21 protein-coding genes are annotated in these 23,837 nt (G+C 58.8%); 8 read left to right on the forward strand and 13 right to left on the reverse strand.

Features of this window, described 5'->3' with window-relative positions; translation table 11 throughout:
- Positions 1-116 precede the first annotated feature (116 nt).
- Together AC2FEE_RS21085 and AC2FEE_RS21090 are read left to right on the forward strand one after the other, a co-directional pair.
- Positions 117-737, forward strand: a complete 621-nt coding sequence (locus AC2FEE_RS21085) for an HAD family hydrolase (protein ID WP_496867310.1) — start codon at positions 117-119, stop codon at positions 735-737.
- Positions 734-1,663: an ornithine cyclodeaminase family protein gene (locus AC2FEE_RS21090; RefSeq protein ID WP_496867312.1), complete on the forward strand. Its 930-nt coding sequence runs from the start codon at positions 734-736 to the stop codon at positions 1,661-1,663. Before AC2FEE_RS21085 ends, AC2FEE_RS21090 begins: the two co-directional genes overlap by 4 nt.
- Here AC2FEE_RS21090 and AC2FEE_RS21095 read toward each other — a convergent pair.
- Entirely contained in the window at positions 1,642-2,883 is a 1,242-nt protein-coding gene (locus tag AC2FEE_RS21095) for an MFS transporter (protein WP_496867313.1), read from the reverse strand. The two genes, AC2FEE_RS21090 and AC2FEE_RS21095, sit on opposite strands and share 22 nt — an antisense overlap.
- Positions 2,884-3,031: 148 nt before the next feature.
- Here AC2FEE_RS21095 and zapE point away from each other — a divergent pair, with 148 nt between their 5' ends.
- On the forward strand, positions 3,032-4,090 hold the full coding sequence (gene zapE / locus AC2FEE_RS21100) for a cell division protein ZapE (protein ID WP_496867314.1): 1,059 nt from the start codon (positions 3,032-3,034) through the stop codon (positions 4,088-4,090).
- A 75-nt stretch (positions 4,091-4,165) separates the two neighbouring features.
- Here the strand turns inward: zapE and AC2FEE_RS21105 are convergent, their stop codons facing one another.
- The 4 genes from AC2FEE_RS21105 to AC2FEE_RS21120 are packed head-to-tail and all read right to left on the reverse strand — an operon-like array spanning position 4,166 to position 10,419.
- A complete protein-coding gene (locus AC2FEE_RS21105) occupies positions 4,166-5,440 on the reverse strand; it encodes a bifunctional folylpolyglutamate synthase/dihydrofolate synthase (protein WP_496867315.1) in 1,275 nt (424 codons plus the stop codon).
- Complete coding sequence (gene accD / locus AC2FEE_RS21110; protein ID WP_496867316.1) at positions 5,437-6,369, reverse strand: acetyl-CoA carboxylase, carboxyltransferase subunit beta; 933 nt, start codon at positions 6,367-6,369, stop codon at positions 5,437-5,439. The genes AC2FEE_RS21105 and accD overlap by 4 nt, the downstream gene beginning before the upstream one ends.
- Before the next feature lie 59 nt (positions 6,370-6,428).
- Entirely contained in the window at positions 6,429-7,319 is an 891-nt protein-coding gene (locus AC2FEE_RS21115) for a CPBP family intramembrane glutamic endopeptidase (protein ID WP_496867317.1), read from the reverse strand.
- Positions 7,312-10,419 (reverse strand): ABC transporter transmembrane domain-containing protein, encoded by a 3,108-nt coding sequence (locus tag AC2FEE_RS21120; protein ID WP_496867351.1) that lies wholly within the window; start codon positions 10,417-10,419, stop codon positions 7,312-7,314. Before AC2FEE_RS21120 ends, AC2FEE_RS21115 begins: the two co-directional genes overlap by 8 nt.
- 242 nt (positions 10,420-10,661) lie before the next feature.
- Here AC2FEE_RS21120 and AC2FEE_RS21125 point away from each other — a divergent pair, with 242 nt between their 5' ends.
- From AC2FEE_RS21125 to AC2FEE_RS21135, 3 genes are all read left to right on the forward strand, one after another.
- A complete protein-coding gene (locus AC2FEE_RS21125) occupies positions 10,662-11,423 on the forward strand; it encodes a DUF6478 family protein (protein WP_496867318.1) in 762 nt (253 codons plus the stop codon).
- Between the two features lie 11 nt (positions 11,424-11,434).
- Positions 11,435-11,794: a hypothetical protein gene (locus AC2FEE_RS21130; RefSeq protein ID WP_496867319.1), complete on the forward strand. Its 360-nt coding sequence runs from the start codon at positions 11,435-11,437 to the stop codon at positions 11,792-11,794.
- 78 nt (positions 11,795-11,872) lie between these two features.
- On the forward strand, positions 11,873-13,399 hold the full coding sequence (locus tag AC2FEE_RS21135) for an MFS transporter (protein ID WP_496867320.1): 1,527 nt from the start codon (positions 11,873-11,875) through the stop codon (positions 13,397-13,399).
- Positions 13,400-13,446: 47 nt separating this feature from the next.
- On the opposite strand, the gene AC2FEE_RS21140 is transcribed toward AC2FEE_RS21135, so the two are convergent.
- From AC2FEE_RS21140 to AC2FEE_RS21170, 7 genes are all read right to left on the reverse strand, one after another.
- Complete coding sequence (locus AC2FEE_RS21140) at positions 13,447-14,787, reverse strand: S41 family peptidase (protein WP_496867321.1); 1,341 nt, start codon at positions 14,785-14,787, stop codon at positions 13,447-13,449.
- 6 nt (positions 14,788-14,793) lie between these two features.
- Positions 14,794-15,924, reverse strand: coding sequence for a murein hydrolase activator EnvC family protein (locus AC2FEE_RS21145; RefSeq protein ID WP_496867322.1), 1,131 nt, complete (start codon positions 15,922-15,924; stop codon positions 14,794-14,796).
- Positions 15,921-17,438, reverse strand: coding sequence for a 2,3-bisphosphoglycerate-independent phosphoglycerate mutase (gene gpmI / locus AC2FEE_RS21150; RefSeq protein ID WP_496867323.1), 1,518 nt, complete (start codon positions 17,436-17,438; stop codon positions 15,921-15,923). The genes AC2FEE_RS21145 and gpmI overlap by 4 nt, the downstream gene beginning before the upstream one ends.
- Positions 17,439-17,526: 88 nt before the next feature.
- Positions 17,527-19,185, reverse strand: a complete 1,659-nt coding sequence (locus AC2FEE_RS21155; protein ID WP_496867353.1) for a sulfatase-like hydrolase/transferase — start codon at positions 19,183-19,185, stop codon at positions 17,527-17,529.
- 96 nt (positions 19,186-19,281) lie between these two features.
- On the reverse strand, positions 19,282-19,524 hold the full coding sequence (nqrM, locus tag AC2FEE_RS21160) for a (Na+)-NQR maturation NqrM (RefSeq protein WP_496867324.1): 243 nt from the start codon (positions 19,522-19,524) through the stop codon (positions 19,282-19,284).
- Between the two features lie 15 nt (positions 19,525-19,539).
- Positions 19,540-20,565: an FAD:protein FMN transferase gene (locus tag AC2FEE_RS21165; protein ID WP_496867325.1), complete on the reverse strand. Its 1,026-nt coding sequence runs from the start codon at positions 20,563-20,565 to the stop codon at positions 19,540-19,542.
- Between the two features lie 65 nt (positions 20,566-20,630).
- A complete protein-coding gene (locus AC2FEE_RS21170) occupies positions 20,631-20,789 on the reverse strand; it encodes a hypothetical protein (protein ID WP_496867326.1) in 159 nt (52 codons plus the stop codon).
- A 151-nt stretch (positions 20,790-20,940) separates the two neighbouring features.
- Here AC2FEE_RS21170 and AC2FEE_RS21175 point away from each other — a divergent pair, with 151 nt between their 5' ends.
- Positions 20,941-21,465 carry a CBS domain-containing protein gene (locus tag AC2FEE_RS21175; RefSeq protein WP_480591170.1) on the forward strand — a complete coding sequence of 175 codons (525 nt, stop codon included), beginning with the start codon at positions 20,941-20,943 and terminating at the stop codon, positions 21,463-21,465.
- Positions 21,466-21,549: 84 nt separating this feature from the next.
- Positions 21,550-22,569, forward strand: a complete 1,020-nt coding sequence (locus AC2FEE_RS21180) for an NAD-dependent epimerase/dehydratase family protein (RefSeq protein WP_496867328.1) — start codon at positions 21,550-21,552, stop codon at positions 22,567-22,569.
- Between the two features lie 36 nt (positions 22,570-22,605).
- On the opposite strand, the gene nqrF is transcribed toward AC2FEE_RS21180, so the two are convergent.
- Complete coding sequence (gene nqrF, locus AC2FEE_RS21185) at positions 22,606-23,829, reverse strand: NADH:ubiquinone reductase (Na(+)-transporting) subunit F (protein WP_496867329.1); 1,224 nt, start codon at positions 23,827-23,829, stop codon at positions 22,606-22,608.
- Positions 23,830-23,837: the final 8 nt, after the last annotated feature.

The following is a 23,837-nucleotide window of genomic DNA, read 5'->3' on the forward strand; positions in this document are numbered from 1 at the left end:
GATGCGCCCCCTTCGGTTGGGCCGGGCAGCGCTGTGCGCTGCGGTTCCGCCCTTGTAAATCCGGGCCGGGATTGGTTCAGTCGGCGCGAGCTGGATTGATTTGACGGGGGCACATCATGCCGATTGAAGCCGTAATTTTCGACATCGGGAACGTTCTGATCGAATGGCAGCCAGAACGATATTACGACAAGGTGATCGGCGAAGAACGCCGTCGTGCCATGTTCGCTGAGGTCGATCTGCATGGAATGAACGATCTGGTGGACCAAGGGTATCATTTCACCGACACGATCTATGACTGGGCCGAGAAGTACCCCGAGTGGCGCGAAGAAATCCGCATGTGGCATGACAAGTGGATTGAGCTGGCGGCGCCCGAGATTCCACATTCGGTTCGTTTGCAGCGGGCCTTGCGCGCCAAGAAAATCCCGGTTTTTGCACTGACCAATTTCGGGGTGCAGAACTTCGACTATGCCACCACCGTGTACCCGTTCCTTAATGAGTTTGACCGTCATTATGTATCGGGCCGCATGCAGGTGGTGAAACCGCATGTCCCGATCTATGAAATGGTCGAGGCCGATTGCGGTATCGCACCCGAGACCTTGCTGTTCGCGGATGATCGGATCGACAATATTGAGACGGCGCGCGTACGCGGGTGGCAGACGCATCACTTCACTACCCCACAAGGGTGGGCAGACCGTTTGGTGGCCGAAGGCCTGTTGACCGAGGATGAGGCGCGATGAACGTCCTGCAGATTCCTTTTGCTGAAGGAGAGGCCAATCTGGACTGGTTGGAACTGACCCAGGCCATCGCGGAAGGACATCGACGGCCGAAGGCCCAGATAGAGGACACATTTCTGTATCGCGGCGCGGATACGCTGCTGTCGCGGTCCGCATGGATTGACGGGTTTGGCATCGCGGTGAAATCCACCACAATATTTCCAGGCAATGTTCAGGCCGGGCGCCCTCTGATTGATGGGTCTGTCTGCGTTTATGATGACGCGGATGGGCGATTGGCGGCGCTGGTAGACTTTTTCCTGGTAACCAAGTGGAAAACCGCCGGGGACAGTCTGCTTGGCGCGCTGCGGCTGGCGAACCCGGACAGTCGCAGCATTCTGATCGTGGGCGCCGGGCCGGTTGCCAGATCGCTGTGCGAGGCCTTTGCCGCCGGTTTTCCGAAAGCCACAATACGAGTTTGGAACCGCACAAGTTCCAAGGCCGAGGCTTTGGCTACGAAACTGGGGCATGTTGACGTCGAATATGATCTGGCGGATGCGGTGGAGCGGGCGGACATTATCGTAACAGCCACTATGAGTACCCGGCCATTTATCAAGGGAGAGTGGTTGCACCCTGGTCAGCACTTGAACCTTGTCGGGGCGTATCGGCCGGATATGCGCGAGGCTGAAGACTTGGCACTGCAACGTGCACGTATCTTCATGGATAGTTTTGACTCAACCGTTGATCATATCGGTGAGATTAAGATTCCCATCGAACAGGGCGTGATCACACGTGGAGATTTGGTGGCAGATTATTATGATCTGGACCAGTTTGCCCCCGACCCAAACGCGATCACGCTGTTCAAGAACGGTGGCGGTGCACATCTGGACCTGATGACCAGCCAATACATCATCGGCAAGTACCGGAATGATCAGGCGACAGCACCTACCTGAGGTCTGTTTTCGCGGATGGGCAGGTGGACAATGGCGCTGAATGCACCAACGGCGATGCCGATCCACCAGACCATTGTGTAGTCGCCATAAACGTCATACATGCGCCCGCCCAGCCAGACACCGAGGAAGCCTCCGATTTGGTGGCTGAGAAAGATAAAACCGTAGAGCGTGCCCATGTAACGCAGCCCGTAGAGATGCGCGACCAGGCCCGAGGTCAGCGGTACAGTGGCCAGCCAGAGCGAACCCATGACGATAGAAAACACGATAACCGAGATCGGTGTGATCGGCATGATGATGAAGATGGCGGCTGCTAGCGTGCGGCCGGTATAGATCGCCGCAAGCAGGTATTTCTTGGGGAAGTGGTTACCTGCCCAGCCCGCCAGCAGCGTGCCGCCGATATTCGCCAATCCCACCAGCGAGATTGCCACGGCGCCCAAGGCTGATGTGGTTGTGATGCCCAAAGAATGCAGGACACCGCCGGGTTGGATCGGGCCACACATCTCGGTCACGAATGCCGGGAAATGCGCGGTGATGAAGGCCAGCTGATAGCCACAGCTGAAAAAGCCCAGAAATATCATAGCGTAAGACGGATCTCGGAAGGCACGGCCCAGGATCTGGCTCATGCTCTCTTCCAGCTCGGCCTTGCTGACCGATTGCGGCGCGCGCATGAAGGGCAGCGTCAGTACTAGGGCAAGGATTGCGGCGGCGAAGACAATGAAGACCTGCTGCCACGGCAAAAAGGTCATAAGCCACTCGGCCGTCGGGGCACCGATCACCTGACCGAAACTGCCGGCGGCCGTGACAATTGCCAGAGACATCGAGCGGTGCTTGTCGGAAGAGGCGCGCCCGACCACGGCCAGCACAACACCGAACCCGGTGCCCGCGATGCCGAAGCCCACCAGCCACGCATACATCTGGTGTCCGAACGGCGTAATCGACCAGGCCGACAGCACCATGCCCGCTGCATAGGCCAACGCGCCAAGGATGATCGCCTTTCGGTCTCCGATTTTTTCAGCGATTGCGGCAAAGATCGGTTGTCCGATACCCCAGGCGAGGTTCTGTATCGCAATCGCCAGCGAAAAATCGGTCCGCAACCAGCCAAACTCGCTGGCAATGGGAATCTGAAACACTCCGAATGAGGCGCGCACGGCAAAACTGACCGTGATGATGATACATCCAACGATCAGGATCGGGTTAAGCAGGCGGGCAGATTGCAGCATTCGGACCTCGGGGATTAGGTTCGGCGGAAGTTAGAGGTTTTGGGCAACGCGTCAAATCAGCAGATTTGCGGTTTCGGATAAGGAAAATTGATGCGTCGACAAAATGGCTGCTTTTCAAGCCTGAATGGGGGCGCTATGGCTCGGCTTCATGACGGATTTGATTTCGCTTTATAACGACCGCGTTGCTGAGGGCATTCTGACACGGGACGACGCGCAAGAGGCCGTGCTCCCCCATTTCGAGCGCATTCGTGCAGCCCTTGCTGCTCCGGTCAAGCGCGGGCTGTTTCGCAAGGCCCCGCCTGCGCCGAAAGGGTTGTATCTGTGGGGCGGCGTCGGGCGCGGCAAGTCGATGCTGATGGACATGTTCGTTGACGCGTTGCAGGATACCCCCGCACGGCGTGTTCACTTCCACGCTTTCATGCAGGAAATCCATGCGGGTATGCACAAGGCCCGTCAGGACGGTGTCGAGGATGCGCTGGCCCCGGTGGCGCAGGAGGTTGTGAAGACGGTCAAACTTCTGGCCTTTGACGAGATGCAAATCACCGACATCACCGATGCCATGATTGTGGGGCGGCTATTCGACCTGCTTTACGAAGGCGGCGTTGTGGTCGTGACAACCTCGAACCGGCATCCCGATGATCTGTACAAGGACGGGCTGAACCGCCAACTGTTCCTGCCCTTCATTGCGCATATCAAGGAACAGCTTCAGGTGTGGGAGCTGGTCTCGCCCACCGATTACCGCCAGAACCGGCTTGAAGGCGCGCCAGTCTATTTCGCGCCAATCGGTCCCGAAGCGCGCCAGAGCGTTAGGAGCGTCTGGAATGATCTTTCGGGGGGCAACGCCGAGCCGTTGATCCTGCAGGTCAAGGGTCGCGCAGTTGAGTTGCCTGCATTTCGCAACGGGGTTGCGCGGGCGTCGTTCTATGATCTGTGCGGGCGAATGCTGGGGCCTGCAGACTATCTGGCGATTGCCGAGGAACTGAAGGTTCTGGTGTTGGAAGACATTCCGCGCCTGTCGCGGAACAACTTCAATGAAGCCAAGCGGTTCGTGACGCTGATTGATGCTCTCTATGAAGCAAAGGTGCGCCTGATTTGTTCGGCCGCAGCTGAGCCCGAGATGTTGTATGTCGAGGGTGAAGGAACGTTTGAATTTGAACGCACGGCCTCTCGCCTTCGCGAAATGCAAGATCAGGATTGGGGGCAATAGAGGACTCTGCCCAGCCGCGCTTTGTGCGCCTCCCCCCTTGGGTTTTCTGGCTAGATGATGCTTTACGGGCTTTCTTCAGCCGTTTTCGCGCAGGATGTTACCGGCTAGGTAAAGCGATCCGCAAATCAGCACGCGGGCCTGCGGGTCGTCCGCCACGATTGATTTTAATGCATCGGAGACGCTGTCAGCGGTAATCGCGGGCAGGTCGACCTTGGCCGCTGCGGCGGCGGTTTCTTCAGCGCTGAGCGTAGCGGCCTCTCCGGGAATGGAGACGGCGGTCAGGCTTTGGGCGCGTTTCGCCAGCGGAGCCAGATAGCCGGTGACGTCCTTGGTGTTGAGCATGCCGCAGATCATATGTGTTGGGCGGTCGGGCAGCTTGGCCAGAACGTCTGCCAGAGCGATCCCGGCGGCGGCATTGTGGCCGCCATCCAACCACAGTTCGGCCTGCGGGGCGGCTTTGACCAGCGGGCCAGTTTTTAGACGCTGCATCCGTGCAGGCCATTCGGCTTTGGTTGCGGCGGCCTCATATGCGTTATCGCCCATATTCAGGTGGCGCAGCACGGCCAGCGCGGCACCGGCGTTCAGGATCTGGTGTGCGCCCAGCAGATTCGGCAACGGCACGTCGCGCAGGCCGGTTTCGTCCTGATAGATCAGGCGGCCGTTTTCCTCATGCACGTGCCAATGCTGGCCGTGGATCAGCAGCGGAGCGCCCAGACGCGCGGCAGTGTATTCGATGACCTCCAGCGCTTCGTCCTGTTGCGGGCCGACGATGCAAGGAACGCCGGGCTTGATGATGCCTGCCTTTTCGGCAGCGATCTTGCCAAGCGTGTCGCCAAGGAATTGTTCGTGGTCGATCGAGATCGGGGTGATCACCGTCACCGCCGGTTGGTGGATGACATTGGTGGCGTCCAATCGGCCACCTAGGCCGACCTCAAGCAGTGTATAATCCGCCTTAGCCCGGGCAAAGGCCAGCAGGGCGGCGCAGGTTGTGATCTCGAAATAGGTAATGTTTTCGCCGTTATTCGCGGCGTAGCATTCATCGAGAACCGCCGTCAGATCGGGTTCGGAAATCAGCTCTCCGGCCAGACGGATGCGCTCGTGGAACCGAGCGAGGTGTGGCGAGGTATAGGCATGGGCCGACAGCCCTGCCCCTTCTAGCCCGGCCCGGATCATGGCCTGAGTCGAGCCTTTGCCATTGGTTCCGGCGATGTGAATCACCGGCGGCAGTTTGGTCTGCGGGTTGTCCAGTGCGGCCAGCAAACGCCAGACGCGATCCAAGGTCAGGTCAATGATCTTGGGGTGCAGCGCCATCATCCGGTCAAGGATGACGTCGGATGTTGGGCTAGTCATTCTTCAGCCGTTTCCTCGGCCGGGGGTTCGGCCGTGGCCTCTTCGGGCTGGGGCGCGGGCAAATCGCCTTTGACCGCCGGAGGCTGGTTCATCAGCATGCGCGTGATGGTGATCAGTTCTTCGCGCATCTCGGTGCGTTTGGTGACGCGGTCCAGCATCCCGTGATCCAGCAGATATTCGGCGCGCTGGAACCCTTCGGGCAGCTTTTCACGAATGGTTTGTTCGATCACACGCGGACCAGCAAAACAGATCAGCGCGTTGGGCTCCGAGATATGCACGTCACCCAACATCGCATAAGACGCGGTTACGCCCCCGGTCGTGGGATGGGTCAGCACGACGATGTAAGGCAGGTTCGCCTCTTTCAGCATTTCGACTGCGACTGTGGTCCGCGGCATCTGCATTAGGCTAAGGATGCCTTCCTGCATCCGCGCACCGCCTGCAGCTGAGAACAGGATCAGCGGGCGCTTAAGCTTTACCGCCTCTTGCGCGGCGGCAATGATGGCGTTGCCGACATACATGCCCATCGAGCCGCCCATGAACGAGAAATCCTGCGCGGCGGCGACGATAGGCGTGCGGCCAATCTCACCGCAGGCGACCAGCATCGCCTCTTTCTCACCGGTCTTTTTCTGAGCGGCTTTCATGCGGTCGGGGTATTTCTTCTGATCGCGGAACTGCAGCGGGTCGTCTTTCGGTGCGGGCACCTCGACCTCAGTAAAAATTCCACCGTCAAACAGGTGCTTGAACCGGTCGCGCGGAGTGATCGCCATGTGGTGATCGCACTGGGTACAGACGTTCTGGTTTTCCGCTAGTTCGCGGTGAAACAGCATTGTGCCGCATTCGTCGCACTTGTGCCAAAGGTTTTCGGGCACTTCCCGGCGTGAGAAGATCGAGTTGATCCGGGGGCGGACGTAGTTTGTGATCCAGTTCATGTCGGAACCTTGCTTGAGCGGCTTTGACGTCAAATAAGACGCAACGGCAGGAAATGCAATCAACGCCTGAGCGCAAGACGCGCTGTCAGCCAGCACACAATCATCACGACGAAGTCCACGAACAGCCATTGTCGCAGCATCCCGGTCTCGGTCATCTCATACGGCAGCAGGTAGAGCGCGAGACCGCTGAGGGTGTCAGGCAGTGAGATGAACAGCAACGCGACCGTATTATTTAGGAAATGCAAGGCGATAGCGGGGCCCAGCGTTCCGGATCTTGCGGTCAGATCCGCCGCCAGTAGACCGAAAGCAAAGGCCCAGACCGTCACGAGAAGCGCATTGTCCCCGGTCACACCCGGCGCGTAATGTCCGGCGGCAAACAGAACCGAGGGCAGGCCCATCCAGATCACAGGAGACCGGAATCTGGCCGCCAGGGATTGCTGGATATAACCGCGAAACAGCACTTCCTCGGCGCTGGTCTGAATCAGTACAGCAATGGCTGAAACCGGTAGTAAGAGCAGCCATGTGGACAGGGTAAGATTCTGGGTCAGCGGCTCACCCATTCCATAAGGTGGCAAAAGGGCCATCACCACGCCCAAAACCGCCAGTGCCAACGCCACGAGAATGAACTGCTGCCGGAATAGACTGCGTTGCCCCAGAATCGCTCTCAACGACCGATGCTGCATTTGGCGAGCCGCAACAGCGACGCCCAGCGTCAGAAATCCGAAACTCATCAGCAGAAGCAGCGTGGCTAAAACTGAGGTGCCGCGCAGAAATCCCTGCGCCTGATTCGGGGGGATCAGACCTCCGATAAGGGCGAACAGAACCGAATTCAGTGTCACATACAGCACGCCGACAATAAGCAATCCGACCAGCAGGCGCCAAAGCTCGGGCCGGGCGCGGGCATCAGCCACAAGCTGTTCGTGTGCGGAATAGGCGGCGGGTTCATACATTGTTGCCGGTGCTTTCGCCTTCGATAGAATGCGGTACGCCCGGGAAGACATCTGCGGTGTTCTCAACCGTGTTGAGCCTGTTCGACAATGTGGTGAGATATCCTGCAACGGTCTGCAAAAGTTGAACTGCGACCGAGGCGTCGCTTTCGATTACGGCCCTCAACTCTTCGGCGCCGATGCGCAGGAAGGTGCAATCCGTGATGGCCTCCAGATCCAATTGGCGAAGATCGCCGGTGATGATCGACAGATCACCGATCAGGCGACCGGGTTCGATGATCGAGATGGGTCGCTTGCCGCCGCCTTCTTCAGTCCAGATTAGTTTGGCCTGACCCTTGATGCACAGATAGGCCGCATCGGGCGACTGTCCTCGGGTAAAGATCATCTGACCCTTGGACACTTCATACCATTGTGCCGAGAATGCCAACAGGCGCTGGTTGCGCGCGTCTATGCCCGAAAACAGCTCGGTCGAGGCAATAATCTGCAGTTTCCGGCTCAGATCAGCCGAGGTCCCTTCTTTGTGGTCTTCCTGGGTTCGCGCGACGCCGTCGATGCGCCCATCCTTGATTTCGATGAACAGATCGTAGGCCTCGGGGTGGGCAAAGTGATCTTCCATGAAAATCATGATCGAGTCTGGTAGCAGTTCGCGCAACCGCAGGCGCGTGCGCAGACGGCTTTGCGAGTCATGGCTGGCCAGTGCCTTGTCGAGGATCAGAATATCGGGACGTTTGATCCCAGCGCGGGAAAATGCCGCGCGCTCCTGAAACACGGTGGGCAGGTTGTTTCCGCCTAACCCGGTGGGCAAGTCAAACATGGTGGATGCTGCTCGGCGCCGCAGGCCGGCTTCGTTGATGGCTTGTGCCACTACGTCCTCAATCTCTTCGGCATGGGCGCCCGCCATCAGCGAAACCCGGCCATACAGAGCGTTTTCCATTACCGTCAGCCGCGGCAGGTAAACGTCTGGCGACAACGGCACGAACATGCCGTCCAGCGCCCCTCGCAACCGTTCGGCATGGTCTTTTCGGATCGAGAGGATCTTGTCCTTGTATTCTTCGGGGAAATCCGGGCCGATCTGCTCAGCCGTCAACAGGAACGGGATGGTCAGCAACAGCGAACGTTCAGAATCACTGATCCCGCCATCCCCTTTGGCCTTGCGGCGATCCTTGATGTCGAGCAGACGGTGATACATGTCCTTCGACATCCCCAGACGCAGGAACAGGGGGTGATCCGCTCCGTCCCGTCCAAAAGCCTGATCCAGCGTCTCAAGCACGGCGCTGGCCATGGTCATGGCATCTTCGGCCAACTCATGCATCCCGAACATGTTCATGAACCGCCTGTCGCTTGCCAGAGATTCCGGCGTAATGTCCCGCGACGGGGCGGCGAACAATAGGTTGCCCCCAAGCGGAACTGCCGGATTAAAACGGCCGGGGTCGAAGCGATAGACATGACGGTCCAGACCCTTGTCCTTGATCCGTTCTGCAACGGTTTCGCGCAGGTCAACGACCCCTTGCGCCAGAACCGGGTGCAGTTGCGGGTCAAACCGGGTGCGCAGGGTGCGCCGCAGCATGAACTCGTCGATCCCCATCGCCTCGACCAGTTTGAACCACCAGTCCCGGATGTCGTCGATATCGTCCAACCCGGCCAGCCCGGGATCTACCCATTCATCGGTCAGAGAATCCGTTGGATTCCCAGCCCGGGCGGCTTCGACCTGCCAACGTTCTGGAGACTTTTCCGCCTCTGCTGCGTGTTGAGGATGCGGCCGTAGCGGCATCAACAGGTTGTCGCCCAACGTTCCATTGAACAGGTATGGTCGGGAATAGGCATAGCCGATCCGGGCCGCGATCACGGCCTGGTGCAGGTCCTTCAGGTTATGACCGGCCATGAAGACGTCACCTTGCACCGGAAGGACTTCTCGGGTCAGCACCTGTGCCAGCGCATTGCGCTCCGACGCATGGCCTGATTGGATCGCCACCCGGGCGCCTTTCGGAATGGTCAGGTCGATATCTTCCAGAATGGTTTTCCCGTCATCGTCGCGTACGGTCACGTTGCGCAGTTCGATATCGCCGGTGAGATGGGGGATCACCTCGGGGTCGCCCACGAACAGTTCTTCCGGGATCATGTTCGAAGGTGCAAAACGTTCGGTCACCACCTCCCACCGCAGGGACATGTCCTGCACCTGATTGTAATAGGTCAGCAGATCCTTCCACGGGCCGCTGAGGTCCTTGTAGGCCCCAAGCGCCGCGACCAGAGCGCCCACTGTGACCTCTCCCTTGATCGCCAGATAACCGCCGACCGAGTAGAACAGGAACGGTGTCATCTGTGTGATCAGGTTGTTGAGGAACTTCATGAAGAACTTCTTGTTGTAGATCTTGAATCGGATCTCGAACAAGAGCCCCAACCGATGGCTGAACTGCGCCAGCCGATAGCGCCAACCACCATTGGTGCGCAAATCGCTGATGCCCGCCGCACTTTCTCCGATCTCAGAGCTGAGGCTTCGAACCTCCTGAATACGTTCCTTGTTCAACAGGTTGATCTGGCGTTGCAATTTCGGAATTAGCCACGCCTGCAACGGGATCAGAGCGATGCTTGCCAGCCCGAACCAAACGCTCTGCATGAACAGGAAGGTGACGATGGTCATCATCTGGCCGAACTGGAACACCGGTTGGGCGATCGCATCGCCCATCAGGCCACCCATAGGTTCTGCCTCGGACGTGATCATCGACACCAGTTCGCCCTGGCTGGTGGTGGCAAAGTAGGATTTTGGGAATCGCATGGTGCGATGGATCAGAGTGAACCGCAGGCGGCGCAGCATACGCTCGGCCAGAATGCCCTTCATCGTGTTGATGCGCATCTTCATCAGGCCGCTGGCGATAACCGTGGCCAGAAAAGCAAAGCACAGGATCATCAGAAACTGAACCTGTGTCACCGTGAACCCCAGAACCGTTACCGAGTCACTGGGGGCACCGATGGCACCGTTGATGATTTGCTTGGGCAGCTCAAGCGAGGCATAGAGGAAGGGAAACGACAGGACCGTCAGCAACAGCAAGACAAGCTGTTGTTTCCTGGAGTGTTTCCAGATGAATGCGAACAGAGTGGGTTCCATGCCCCGGTCGTGCCTCAGATCTGTTGGATGCGTTTTGGAGTGAGCCAGTGCAATCCGGTGATAGACGGTACGCATTGGCCCCGGTGATTGCAAGAATGCGGCGGGGTAACAGAATATGGCGGGGTTGACCATCCGTCCGTTCGTTCACGAATTCGAGAGATTTGATCCTCTATTTCGTTGATTCACCTTTAACCTTTGCGCCGTCTTTGACTAAACAGGGTCATACTCTGAATGTTGGGGCCATGGGCAGACTTCTGGATCGCTATATTCACCGCCGGGTTGTCGAGCGTTGGCGCAAGGCGCTGCGCGGTGCGGCCGAAGCGCCCGAGACGCAGCTACGTCAACAGCGAGACGACGCGCGTAAGCTGCGCACCCAACTGGACATGCTGATCCACGAAGCCGATGGCCGCTTGGCCCGGCCCAGAATCGGGTCGGCTCAGTTTCCCAAACCTTTGGGGACGGACTGGTGCTGGCGGCCGGACCTGTGGCGTGGGCCGCTGCCGCGCCCCGGGGTTGCCTCGGCCCCGCGCAGGGCGCGCATGGATCGGCAGGTGACGCTGTTTCACGACTGCCCCTTAGCCGAGATCGGGATGCGACAGACCCGGAATGCCCGCGACAAGGATCTGGCCGCATTTGGGCTGACGGTCGATGTGTTCGGATTTTCAGGCTCGTTCCTGTCGCTGTCCGTGGAACTGCCATCCGAAGCCGCGCAGGGGCTGACCAAACAGCATCTGATGCGCGCCGATGTGCAGGTCGAACTGGAACAACCGCTCGAGATGTTTGCCCGCCTCAACATCCAGCACGGCCCCAACGCCGAACAGGTGTTGCGCAAACTGGACCTTTCCAGCCCGTCCAATTCGGTAGACTTCGATCTGGCCCACCTGCCCCTGAACGAATCGCGGATCGAGAAGATCTGGCTGGACCTGATCTTCGACAATCCCAAGATGAACCGGGCCACGCTGCGCGACCTGACCTTCTGTCGCCACCACCGCGCCGATTTGTGAGAGTTTCGACCATGACGCTTCCGACATTGACGCCCATACGGTTCGAGAATGGCCTTTGGCAGGGGCACTTGCAGACCGACAAAGAGCCAAGGGTCGAAGTGCGCTACTTGGGCGAGAATCTCGACGACGTGCGCGTTTCGGCGTCTGAAGGCGGGTGGGGCTTGACGGTTCCCGTGCCTATGACCGCGCTGTCCGACGGGGTGCATTGCTTTGTGGTCGTTGATGCAGCGACCTCGGAAAAGCTTGGCGATTTCACCATCATTGCAGGCACCCCAGCGGCCTATGACCTTCGGGCCGAGGTCGAGCTTTTGCGCGCCGAACTGGACATGCTGAAACGGGCGTTTCGCCGGGCGCAAGGCACTACTGAGTGATCGGCTCGGGGCAAGTCCCTATCTTTTCATAGGAATTCCGTGCATCCTAGGGTGACCCGCAGCAGTCTGGGCAAGCTCATGGATCGCAGCAGCATTGTCAAAATCATTGCATTGATGGTGACGGGGTTCGGGATTGGCATCGACTTTACCGGCGCTCTGATCCTGGTTCCGGCCATCGAAAACAGCTTCGATGCGGACATCACCAGCACTCAGTGGGTTCTGAACATTTACGCCCTGTTCTTTGCCATGACCATGGTTGCCGGGGGGCGCATGGGAGACATGTTCGGGCATCGCAAGATGATGCTGATCGGACTGTCGATCTTTCTGTTCTCGTCCATTATGTGCTTTGTCTCGCCTAGCCTGGACTTCTTGATTGTTGCCCGCGCCCTTCAAGGTATCGGTGCAGGATGCGTCTGGCCCTGCACGCTGGCTTTTGGTGCAACAAAGGTTTCGCGGCCCGAGCATCGGGCCATGATCATGGGGTTGATCTTGGCTGGTGTCACCTGCGGCAACGTGTTTGGGCCCCTGATCAGCGGAACGGTGGTGAGTCTGGGGGATTGGCGGCTGTTTTTCCTCGCAAACGTGGTGTTTTCGACCATTTCGATGGTGACCGCCCTGCTGCTGATGCAGCGAGAAACCCAGCACAAACAGGGGGAGCATATCGACTTTGCCGGTATGGGCGTGCTGTCCCTTGCCGTCTTGCTGTTGCTCTATGGATTGGATGTGGGGGCGGATTGGGGCTGGACCTCTGCCCCATTGCTGATGCTGTTTCTAGTCAGCGCGGTGTTGTTTGTCCTGTTCCCGCGGGTGGAAAAGCGGGTGAAAGAGCCGCTGCTGCTGCCGCAGATGATGGCGAACCGTGAGTTCCGCATCACCTTGGGGCTGAACATGTTCAACGTGTCGGCAGCCTTCGTGGGGCTGATGTATTTTCCGCAATACATGCAGAAGGTCCTGGGGTGGTCGACCCTGCAATCGGCATTTGGGTTGGCGCCTTTGACGGTTCTTCTGGCGGTTGGGTCCATCCTGTCGGGCCGATTGTATAACGATTTCGGTCCCAAGCGGCTTTTGCTCTGGGGGTATCTTTGCGCCACGGTCGGGGCGGCCAGCGTGGTAGTGATGCCCGCCGGGTTCGGATATTTTCAGATATTGCCCGGCATGGCCATGATCGGGCTGGGGGCCACGCTAACGGTTGGGCCATCCGGCACCGCCGCCGTCTGTGCCGTGAAACCGGAACGGGCGGGGCTTGTCGGCGGGCTGAGTTTCATGACCCATCTGGTCTACGGCGCCATTTCGGTCGCCTGCGCCACCGCAATCATGTACCTCTTCAGCTTGCGCAGCTTGGGGGAACGCCTGCAATCCGCCGGAATTGACCTGACGGACGCCAGTCAGAGAGCCATAAATGGGGGGACGTTGACCACACCCTCTGCAAAGGCCGTCATGGAGAAACTGAGCAGCGCCGAGGCCGAAAAGGTCAAGTCAGCCATTGCCGCCGCCTTTGACACTGGAATGAACATGGCCTTCATTTTCGCGACCATTTCTGTTTCGGTCGGCGTCTTGCTGGCAATGATGCTGGATGAAGAAAAGCTGCATAAGGTGGAAAGCTGATCCACCTGCAAGGAAAAAGGGCCGCCCATCCGGCGGCCCTTCTCCTGTTATTGCGACGGCCCGTTCGGGTTGAAGGCCGACAGACCCTTGAGGATGTCGATGGCATAGGCCAGCTGATAATCCTGCTCGCGCAGCTCGGCGGTTGCTTCGGCGCGGGCGCGGTCTTCTTCGATCTGACGGATTTCATCTTCGCTGAGGCTGTCATTGTTCAGGCTGCCGCGCAGGTCGGCTTCGGACCGGGAGGGACGGTTCGAGTCTTCCTCTTCCGTCGCGGGTGCCGGGCGCGGCTGTTCGACGATGATGTCAGGACTGACACCAAGTGCTTGGATCGAGCGACCCGACGGCGTGTAGTAACGCGACGTGGTCAGGCGCATCGCACCGTCGCCGCGCAGCGGCATGACCGTTTGCACCGAACCTTTGCCAAAGCTCTTGGTGCCGACAACGATGGCGCGGCGGTGATCCTGCAGCGCGCCGGCGACGATCTCGGACGCCGAAGCCGAGCCGCCATTGATCAGAACCACGATCGGTTTGCCTTCGGTCAGATCGCCGGGGGTGGCGTTGAATCGCTCGCCCTCGCCCGGATCACGGCCTCGGGTCGAAACGATCTCGCCTTCATTCAGGAAGGCATCCGAGACCTTAATCGCCTGCGTCAACAAACCGCCGGGGTTGTTGCGCAAATCCAGAACAAAGCCGTTGACCTTGTCGATGCCGCCAGCTTCTTCGATCTGTTCGTTCAGGCCTTCCTCGAGGTTGGGGAAGGTCTGGTCGTTGAAGGTGGTCACACGCAACACAACGCTGGTGCCTTCGGTGCGGGCGCGTACAGCCGTCAGTTTGATGGTGTCGCGGATGATGGTGACGTCGAACGGCTCCTGCTCACCTTCACGCACGACGGTGATGACGATTTCCGAGCCTACCGGGCCGCGCATCAGATCGACCGCCTTGTCCAGCGTCAGGCCCAGAATACTTTCGCCATCCACATGGGTGATGAAATCTCCTGCCTCGATACCCGCCGCATCCGCGGGTGTATCGTCGATGGGCGAGACGACTTTCACAAAGCCCTCTTCCTGCGTGACCTCAATACCCAGCCCGCCGAACTCACCACGGGTCTGCACCCGCATCTGTTCCGCGTCGTCGGGCGACAGATAGCTGGAATGCGGGTCCAAGGAGGTTAGCATGCCGTCAATCGCGGCTTCGATCAGCTCTTCGGGCTCGACCTCTTCGACATATTGCGCACGGATGCGTTCAAAAATATCGCCGAACAGGTCCAGCTGCTCATAGACGCTGGCGTTGTTCTCGGCCTCCTGCGCCAGCAGAGGGCCGGCGATCTGAGTGGTCGCAATTACACCTGCCACGGTTCCGGCCAGACCGGCCATCACAAATTTCTTCATACGTGTTCATCCATCCTTGCTGGTCCGGAACCATGATTCCGGGTCCACGGGGCTGTTATCCTGTCTTACCTCTATATAGAGCGTTTCTGACCGGTCAGTTCCAGTGCCATCACCGCTTGTTGACAAAATAGCGCCGATTTCAGGCGTTTCACCGGGCATCAGCCCGACCGGAGTACCCTCGGGAATCACTTGTCCGGTGTTGCCGTAAACCTCTAGCAGGCCTGAAAACACGAACAAAAGCCCGGGTTGAGGCTCCAGTATCACTAGATTTCCCAAGTCTAGAAGAGGTCCGCGATAGCGTATCGTGGCGGCCGTCGGCGAGGTCACAATCGCGCGGGGACGCGTTCCCAAGACCACGCCGGGACGTTTGACGCCAGCCGCATCCGTTTCCCCCGCGCGGTGTAGCAGGATACCCTGTGCGGGCAATGCGATCTCGCCTTTGCGGTCGGAGATATCGGCATTGGTTTCGGTGATTTCCCCTTCAGAGATTTCCGACAGGCCGCTGGCAAACCCTTCCAGTGTCTCTGTGGACGAGATCAGGATTGCAGTGCGAACCGGATCTTCGACGAAACGGCTGGGCAAGTCGGTGCGGTCGGCGATGGCGGTACTTAATTGCGTGCGGGCGGTCTGGACGCCAGCCAGTCCTTCGGTCAGCGTTTCGGCCGCACTTTGCTGCAACTGGCGCAGGGTCTGCACCTCTTGCAGATCATGTGCCAATGCCTGCGCGCGGGCGTTCAGGCCCGGCGTGACCTCGGACAGCATCATCCCCGCCCGGGCTGACCCCAGCGGCCCCGAGGGGTGCAGCATGAGAACCGGCGGAGCCGTCGTCTCAATGGTCTGCAACACGCCCAACAACTGTGCTATTTCTTTTTCACGGGTACGCAGTTCGGCGGTCAGTTGCGCCTCGCGCGTGGCTGCGCGGCGCAGGCCTTCACGCATGGCGGTCAGACCGGCCTCATAGGCCTGAATGGTTTCGGTCAGGGCGCGCACGCGGTCGCGGGCACTTTCCGCCTCGGTCAGGGCGACCGAGGCCTCCTCCAGCATCTGCGCCGCATTTAGCGCGGCTGTGGCCGGGTCGGTCTGCGCATGAACCGGTGTCACAAACAGCAGCGCCAGAAAAAGCGCACGAATGGTCATGACAGCAGGCTCTTCCCGGTCATTTCCGGTGGCTGTTCCAACCCCATCAGCTGCAACAGGGTTGGCGCCAGATCAGACAAGCGCCCGTTGCGCAGCGTGGCGTCCGCGGGACCGCCAACCAATGCCACAGGGACCGGGTTCAGTGTATGCGCAGTGTGCGGCCCGCCGGTTTCGGGATCGACCATCTGCTCGCAGTTGCCGTGGTCGGCGGTCACGATCATTGCGCCGCCTGCCTTTTTCAGCGCAGCGACAACTTGAGCCAAACCCTGATCCACGGCCTCACAGGCCTTGATCGCCGCCTGCAGGTCACCTGTGTGACCAACCATGTCCGGGTTGGCATAGTTGGTGACGATCAGGTCATAGCCTGCTTCGATCGCCTCGACGAACTTGGCAGTCACTTCAACCGAGGACATTTCGGGCTGCAGATCATAGGTCGCCACTTTGGGCGATTTCGGCATAAAGCGGTCTTCGCCCACTTCGGGCGTTTCCTTGCCGCCGTTGAGGAAGAAGGTGACGTGCGGGTATTTCTCGGTCTCGGCCAAGCGGAACTGGCGCAGACCTTGTTTGGCGACCCATTCGCCCAGCGTGTTTACAATATCGCGCTTTGGGAACACGGTGGTCATATAGGCGTTGTGCCCGTCCGAGTATTCAACCATTCCCAGCAGGGCAGAAAGCTGCGGGCGCGGGCCGGTGTCGAAATCGGTAAAACCTGGCTCACCAATCGCGCGCAGAATCTCTCGTGCGCGGTCTGCGCGGAAGTTGAGACAGAAAACCCCGTCGCCGTCTTTCACGCTGTCAAATCCATCCAGAACCGTGGGCACGATGAACTCATCGGTTTCCGACTGGTTGTAGGCATGGTCAATCGCGCCATGCGCGGAGGCAGCTGTCCGGCCCTGACCCTTGATCATTGCCTCATAGGCCTCACTGATGCGTTCCCACCGATTGTCGCGGTCCATCGCGAAATAGCGCCCGCTGACCGTGACAATACGCGCGCCTTCGGGCAGGCGGTCTTCCAGCTCGGCGATGTAGGAAAAGGCCGATTTCGGCGCCACGTCGCGCCCATCGGTCATAGCGTGCAGCGCGACGGGAACGCCTGCGTCGGTGATCGCTTTGGCCGCGGCAACGATGTGGTTCAGGTGACCGTGGACACCACCATCGGACACCAGCCCCATCAGATGCGCGGTGCCACCCGAGGTCTTAACCTTGGCGACGAAATCCTGCAGCGCTACGTTTTCGACGAACGAGCCATCCTCGATCGCCAGATCAATCTGCCCTAAGTCCATCGCCACAACACGGCCCGCGCCGATATTCGTGTGGCCCACTTCGGAGTTGCCCATTTGGCCGCTGGGCAGGCCTACATCCGGCCCGTGCGTTATCAAAGTCGCGTGCGGACCGTCGGCCATGATCGCGTCGAAGGTCGGCGTGTTGGCCAGATAGGGCGCGTTGGCTTTGGTGTCCTCGGACAGGCCCCAACCATCAAGAATGCACAGGACAACGGGTTTGGGGGCGGTCATTTCGGCTCTCCGGATTTCTGCTCTTGGCCCGTCTTGTATCGTCTGACCACCGGCGGGTGAACCGCCTTTTGACCCGCGCCGGACAGAATTAATGACGTGGCGGTTTGTCCTTGCCGATATATTCAGCAAAAGGCCTGGCTTTGCGCCCCCGGTACTTGACGGTCAGGTCCAGCGGGGCCTCGTTTTCGTCATATATCCCCAAGACAACCCCCCTGCCCCGGCTTTTCGTGCGCATCTCGATCAGTTGTCGTTCTGACCGGGTGGTGCGTTGCGAGGGGCGGCGGGTCCAGGTGAAGAGGTGGTCGTACATCTCGGCAATGACCTCAGCATGATCGGCACCGTCGCCCAGATCGGTCAGCTCTTCCGGATCGTTCTCCAGATCGAAAAGAAGCGGTCGGTAGCCCCCTTCGCAATGGATCAGCTTCCATTTCTTGTTGGCGACCATGAACATCACTGCATCGCGGACCGGGGCATTTAGCATATCGGCAATGGGCGAGGCCGAATAATCGTATTCGCAGATCACCACATCGCGCCGCGTTTCATCCTGCTGACCATGCAGGATCGGCAGCAGAGAATGCCCTTCAAGGATATGTGGGGCGACCTCTCCCCCGGCCACATCCACAAAGGTTGGGGCGAGGTCGATGGATTCAACCAGCGCATCACTGACGGTGCCGCGCGTCAGGTCTGCCTCGGGCGACGGGTCATAGATGATCAGCGGTATTTTGGTTGAGGCATCGTGGAAGAAGGTCTTCTCGCCCATCCAGTGATCGCCCAGAAAATCGCCGTGATCCGAGGTCAGAACGATCATCGTGTCGTCCATCCGGCCGGATTTCTCCATCCAGTCGAACAAACGGCCCATCTGATCGTCGGCCTGTTTGATCAGACCCATATAGGCGGGGATCACTGCTTCTCGCACGTCCTGACGCGAGAAAGCCTGGCCGATTTTCGTGTCCATGAACGCGCGCAGCACCGGGTGGGCATTCTCATGCTCGGCGATTGACCGGATCACCGGCAGAATGTGCTCGGGCCCGTACATCGAGGCGTAAGGTTCCGGCACGATATACGGCCAGTGGGGCTTGATATAGCTCAGGTGACAGCACCACGGGGCATCATGGCTTTCCATGAATTCGATGCCACGACCCGTCAGGTATGGCGTTTCACTGTCCTCTTCGGCAATATTCGCCGCCTTGCTCGAGTTCTTCAGAAACCATCCGGAAAGCACGTTGTCATCCGCATCCAACCCGGAATTGGCAAAGTCGTGCCAGGGGTTATCACTCTCGTAACCTTTATCGGTGAGATACTTGTTGTACTCCTTCGCCCCGTCCGGGTCATAGAAACCATCCGGGCCTTCGGGGCGCATCCCGTCGTCACGTTCGTAGACGTCGAACCCGCATTCCGCCACGCGGGCACCGATCAGGCTGTCGGGCTCCAGACCCAGCCGTGCCATCCCTTCGGCATCCGCTTTCATATGGGTTTTGCCGACCAGCCAGCAATCCATCCCCGCCTTACGCAGATGGTCACCCATGGTGATCTCACCCACCTTCAGAGGGATGCCGTTCCACGAAGCCCCATGCGAATGAACATAGCGCCCGGTATAGGTGGACATGCGTGAGCTGCCGCAGATGGGAGATTGAATATAGGCCCGGTCGAACCGAACGCCCCGCGCGGCCAGTCGGTCAATGTTTGGGGTTTGCAGATGCGGGTGGCCGTAACAGCTCAGGTAATCCCAGCGGAGCTGATCGAACATGATGAACAGGATGTTTTTGGCTTTGGCCAAGGCATTGCCCCCCAAGTGTCTCTGGGGACCTAGTTAGCCAATTCCCTGCCCGGGGCGAAGCTTAAATTACGCCTCTGCCTGACGTTCCATCTGCTCCTGCATCTTCTTCGCGCGCTTGCACTGAAGCTTATCCCGCAGCGGCGAGTTCGGATCGACGTCTTTCTGGCAGACCACGCATTTATCCGAGCCCGAGATCGCGTTCAGACCGCCGCAGCTGCCCTTGATGGTCTTGCCCATCAGCATCACGCCCAACGACATGCCCACCACAACGAGGGTCAGCAGAATAAAGGCCAGAATAAAGGTGCTCATCATGGGTCCTACCGGTTAGTTGGTTCCGAGCGCGTCTTTGAACGCTGTGCTGTGTACGGTGATATAGGCTTCTTCGCCGCCTGTCACATCCCGCGAAATGAAATACACAGCAAGTTCATGCTGTTCAGCCAGCTCAAGGCCCTTTTCCTGCCCCAGCGCCAGCATCGCGGTGGCCCAGGCATCGGCCATCATCGCGTTTTCGGCCAGAACGGTCACTGAAGTGGTCCGGTGCGTGATCGGTCGTCCCGTTGTCGGGTCGATAATATGCGAATAACGCACGCCGTCCTGTTCAAAGAAATTTTTGTAATCGCCCGAACTGGCCATGCCCAGATCGCCCAACGATACGATCAGCTGCGGCGTTTGCGCCCCGGCCTGCGGCTTTTCGATCCCGATCCGCCAGGCCTCGCCCTTGTCGTTCTGGCCCTTGGTGACCAGATCGCCACCTATCTCGACCAGGTAATCCTCGATCCCGGCCTCACGCAGGGTCCCGGCCACAGCGTCGATACCATAGCCCTTGGCAATTGCGGACAGGTTGATGCCCACGCCAGGCGCGGATTTCGACAGCGTGCCCGCTTCGGCATCCAGGGTCAGCAACCGGTTTTGGCCGACGCCGTTCAGCGCGGCTTCAATCTCGACGTCCGAGGGCACCGGGTCTTCCGGCGTGCGCGGGCCAAAGCCCCACAACTCGATCAGCGGGCCAAGGGTAACGTCGAAGATGCCACCGGTTTTCTCATGCACCTCATTTGCAGCTGCCATCACCAGTACAAATTCTTCGGACACCGGCATCGGATCGGTGCCGATTGCGGCGGAAAAGGTGGAGACCTCGGAATTCGGGTCCCAGTTCGACATCTTGGCGTTGACCTCGGCCAAGGTTTCTTGGACCGCTGCGGCCAAAGCGTCCTCGTCCAGATCCTCTCCAATGGCGGTGATGTTAAACGTCGTACCCATTGTCTCACCGGAAAGGCGAACCACTTCGGGCTCCTTGTCGAACAGGCAGCCGGACAAAAGTGTGACAAAGGCCAGAACAGGCACAAGACGCATGGGATGGTCTCCTGGAAATCAGTGCCCGGCATATGCCAGCCACCCTTGCCGGAGTCAAACCGGCGTCACAGCTTCAGCGGCAAAAAGCCCAGAACCAAAAGGCCGATTCCCGCTGGTACGCCGAACAGCCACGCCCGTTTCTGCCATCCCGGAGCCTGCTGTTTCCACGCCATGCGGAAATTATGGCCGCAAACGACCACCGCAAAGAAAATCAACGCGGCCACGGGTGGGGTAAGGTACAGCTCGTTCAAAGGCTTAAGGTTCCTCTGCTGGCAGGATATTCTGCCGATCAGTGCAAATGCACCCTATACAGGTCGTTTAGCTGCGCTAAGGTGAAAGGGAAAGACTTTGCAATAACCATGAAGGAGATTGCCCATGGCCCCAACCTCTTACCAATCGCCATCGCGTGGCGACAAGGCTGACAAGTCCACGTACAGCCAATCGACGGACTCGAACCTGTCGCACTCGCAGACAACCGTGGCCAAGTTGCTTGAAGGTAAAGGGGATGCGGTGTTTTCGGTGCGCCCGAACGAAACGATCCATTCAGTGGTCAACACGCTCAAGGAAAAGCGGATCGGTGCGGTTCTGGTGACCGACCAGAACGGCACGTTGCAGGGTATCCTGTCCGAGCGTGATATCGTGCGGCGCATGGCGGACACGCCCGGCCAGACCCTGCCGCAAGCGGTCGAGGACCTGATGACGCGCGAGGTAAAGACCTGCGCGCCGGATGACTATCTGAACGACGTTCTGAAAACCATGACCGAAGGCCGGTTCCGCCACATGCCGGTACTGCGTGACGGTAACCTGTGCGGCGTCATCACCATCGGTGACGTGGTGCATTTCCGCCTGAAAGAACTGGAATACGAAGCGCTTCGGATGAAGCAGATGATCGTCGGCTAGGCATTTCTGCCCAGAAACCCCTTGACCTTGTTTCGGTGACAGTATCCCTGATGCGTCAAAGATAGCGTTGAGGTCGAGGGTTGCATGAAACGGGTTCTGGTCACGGGCACGGCGGGATTTATCGGGTTCCATCTGGCGAAGCTGCTGCTGTCCGAAGGATTCCGTGTGCATGGCTATGACGGGATGACGGACTATTATGACGTTACCCTGAAACAGCGTCGCCACCAGATGCTGTTGCAGACACCGGGATTTTCCGCGACCGAGGATTTGCTGGAAAACCACGAACGCCTGATGCAGGTCGCCGATGAGTTTCAGCCCGAGGTGATCGTCCACCTCGCCGCGCAGGCCGGGGTGCGCTACAGCCTCGAAGACCCGCGCAGCTATGTCAGTTCGAACGTGGTCGGAACTTTCAACGTGATGGAGGTTGCGCGTGAACATGAGGTTGAGCACCTTCTGATGGCCTCGACATCCTCGATTTACGGCGCAAATGAGAAGATGCCTTTTGCCGAAACGGACAAGGCGGACAACCAACTGACGATTTACGCGGCCACCAAAAAAGCCAATGAGGCGATGGCCCATTCCTATGCCCATCTGTGGAACCTGCCGACCACCATGTTCCGGTTCTTCACTGTCTACGGTACCTGGGGGCGGCCCGATCTGGCCTATTTCAAGTTCACCGAAGCGATCCTGAACAACCGGCCCATCGACATTTACAACAACGGCGACATGTATCGCGACTTTACCTATGTCGACGATCTAGTGCGGGGGATACGGCTGCTGATCGACGCGGCTCCGGTCCGACCGCAGAGCAAGGATGACATTGCTGAAGGCGACAGCCTGTCGCCGATCGCGCCGTTCCGCATCGTCAATATCGGGAACTCAGATAAGGTGCGCCTGATGGACTTCATTGAGGCGATCGAAGATGCGCTCGGCAAGAAAGCGGTGCGAAACTACATGCCGATGCAGAAAGGCGACGTGCCTGCGACCTGGGCAGATACCAATCTGTTGCAGAGCCTCACGGGCTATAAGCCGAAAACGGACATCAGCAGGGGCATGAAGGAATTCGTGGCCTGGTACAGGGACTTCTACCAAAAGCCCGAATGAAAAAAACCGGCGCTGTGTGCGCCGGTTTTTCGTTCCTTAACCGCCGAAATCGTCCAGCATAATGTCTTCGCGATCCACACCCAAATCCAGCAGCATATTGATGACCGACTGGTTCATGATCGGCGGGCCACACATATAAAACTCGCAATCCTCGGGCGCGGGGTGGTTCTTGAGATATTCCTCGAACAGAACGTTGTGGATAAAGCCGGTGTAGCCTTTCCAATCATCCTCGGGCTGTGCGTCCGACAGGGCCACGTGCCATTCAAAATTATCGAACTCTTCTGCCAGCTGATCGAAGTCCTCGACAAAGAACATCTCTTTCTTCGACCGGGCACCGTACCAGAAGCTGATCTTGCGGTTTCGGTTCTCAAGACGTTTGAGCTGGTCGAAGATGTGGCTGCGCATCGGCGCCATACCTGCACCACCGCCGATGAAGACCATTTCCTTGCCGGTCTCGCGGGCAAAGAACTCACCAAACGGACCCGAAATCGTAACCTTGTCGCCCGGCTTCAGGTTGAAGATGTACGAAGACATCTGACCCGGAGGGATGCCGTCGGAGCCTGGAGGCGGCGACGCGACCCGGACGTTCAGCATAATCATGCCTCTTTCATCCGGATAGTTGGCCATCGAATAAGCGCGCTCGATTGGTTCGTTCACAACCGACTCGTACTGCCACAGATTAAAGCGGTCCCAGTCCTCGCGGTATTCCTCCTCAACGTCGAAATCAGTGTATTTCAACTGGTGAGCGGGCGCTTCGATCTGGATGTATCCACCAGCGCGGAAGTTCACATCTTCGCCTTCCGGCAAGTCTAGCGTCAGCGCTTTGATGAAGGTTGCCACATTCTCGTTTGAGCGGACAGTGCATTCCCATTTCTTTACGCCAAAGACCTCTTCTGGGACTTCGATATTCATGTCCTGCTTGACCGCGACCTGACACGATAGACGATCACCACAAGACGCTTCGCGCTTGGTAATATGGCTTTCCTCGGTCGGCAGGATCGACCCACCACCCGAATGCACCTTAACCCGGCATTGCGCGCAGGTGCCGCCACCGCCGCAGGCGGACGGGACGAACAGTTTCTCGGCCGCCAACGTCTGCAGCAGCTTGCCGCCGGCCGGAACCGAGATGGTCTTTTCACCGTTGATGGTGATGTTGACGTTCCCGGTCGAGACCAGACGCGAGCGCGCGGCCATGATGATGGCGACCAGCGCCAGAACGATCAGCGTGAAAAGGATTACGCCAAGGCTAAACGTTTCCATGGGTCCCT

The organism is Ruegeria sp. YTSC199, from assembly GCF_059609725.1.

Coding starts and splice junctions, on each gene's coding strand:
- AC2FEE_RS21090 (WP_496867312.1), top strand. CDS start 734: ATGAACGTCCTGCAGATTCCTTTTGCTGAAGGAGAGGCCAATCTGGAC.
- AC2FEE_RS21095 (WP_496867313.1), bottom strand. CDS start 2,883: ATGCTGCAATCTGCCCGCCTGCTTAACCCGATCCTGATCGTTGGATGT.
- AC2FEE_RS21115 (WP_496867317.1), bottom strand. CDS start 7,319: ATGTATGAACCCGCCGCCTATTCCGCACACGAACAGCTTGTGGCTGAT.
- AC2FEE_RS21105 (WP_496867315.1), bottom strand. CDS start 5,440: ATGACTAGCCCAACATCCGACGTCATCCTTGACCGGATGATGGCGCTG.
- zapE (WP_496867314.1), top strand. CDS start 3,032: ATGACGGATTTGATTTCGCTTTATAACGACCGCGTTGCTGAGGGCATT.
- AC2FEE_RS21085 (WP_496867310.1), top strand. CDS start 117: ATGCCGATTGAAGCCGTAATTTTCGACATCGGGAACGTTCTGATCGAA.
- AC2FEE_RS21180 (WP_496867328.1), top strand. CDS start 21,550: ATGAAACGGGTTCTGGTCACGGGCACGGCGGGATTTATCGGGTTCCAT.
- nqrF (WP_496867329.1), bottom strand. CDS start 23,829: ATGGAAACGTTTAGCCTTGGCGTAATCCTTTTCACGCTGATCGTTCTG.
- accD (WP_496867316.1), bottom strand. CDS start 6,369: ATGAACTGGATCACAAACTACGTCCGCCCCCGGATCAACTCGATCTTC.
- AC2FEE_RS21145 (WP_496867322.1), bottom strand. CDS start 15,924: ATGACCATTCGTGCGCTTTTTCTGGCGCTGCTGTTTGTGACACCGGTT.
- AC2FEE_RS21130 (WP_496867319.1), top strand. CDS start 11,435: ATGACGCTTCCGACATTGACGCCCATACGGTTCGAGAATGGCCTTTGG.
- AC2FEE_RS21140 (WP_496867321.1), bottom strand. CDS start 14,787: ATGAAGAAATTTGTGATGGCCGGTCTGGCCGGAACCGTGGCAGGTGTA.
- AC2FEE_RS21175 (WP_480591170.1), top strand. CDS start 20,941: ATGGCCCCAACCTCTTACCAATCGCCATCGCGTGGCGACAAGGCTGAC.
- AC2FEE_RS21120 (WP_496867351.1), bottom strand. CDS start 10,419: ATGGAACCCACTCTGTTCGCATTCATCTGGAAACACTCCAGGAAACAA.
- nqrM (WP_496867324.1), bottom strand. CDS start 19,524: ATGAGCACCTTTATTCTGGCCTTTATTCTGCTGACCCTCGTTGTGGTG.
- AC2FEE_RS21125 (WP_496867318.1), top strand. CDS start 10,662: ATGGGCAGACTTCTGGATCGCTATATTCACCGCCGGGTTGTCGAGCGT.
- AC2FEE_RS21135 (WP_496867320.1), top strand. CDS start 11,873: ATGGATCGCAGCAGCATTGTCAAAATCATTGCATTGATGGTGACGGGG.
- AC2FEE_RS21165 (WP_496867325.1), bottom strand. CDS start 20,565: ATGCGTCTTGTGCCTGTTCTGGCCTTTGTCACACTTTTGTCCGGCTGC.
- AC2FEE_RS21155 (WP_496867353.1), bottom strand. CDS start 19,185: ATGTTCGATCAGCTCCGCTGGGATTACCTGAGCTGTTACGGCCACCCG.
- gpmI (WP_496867323.1), bottom strand. CDS start 17,438: ATGACCGCCCCCAAACCCGTTGTCCTGTGCATTCTTGATGGTTGGGGC.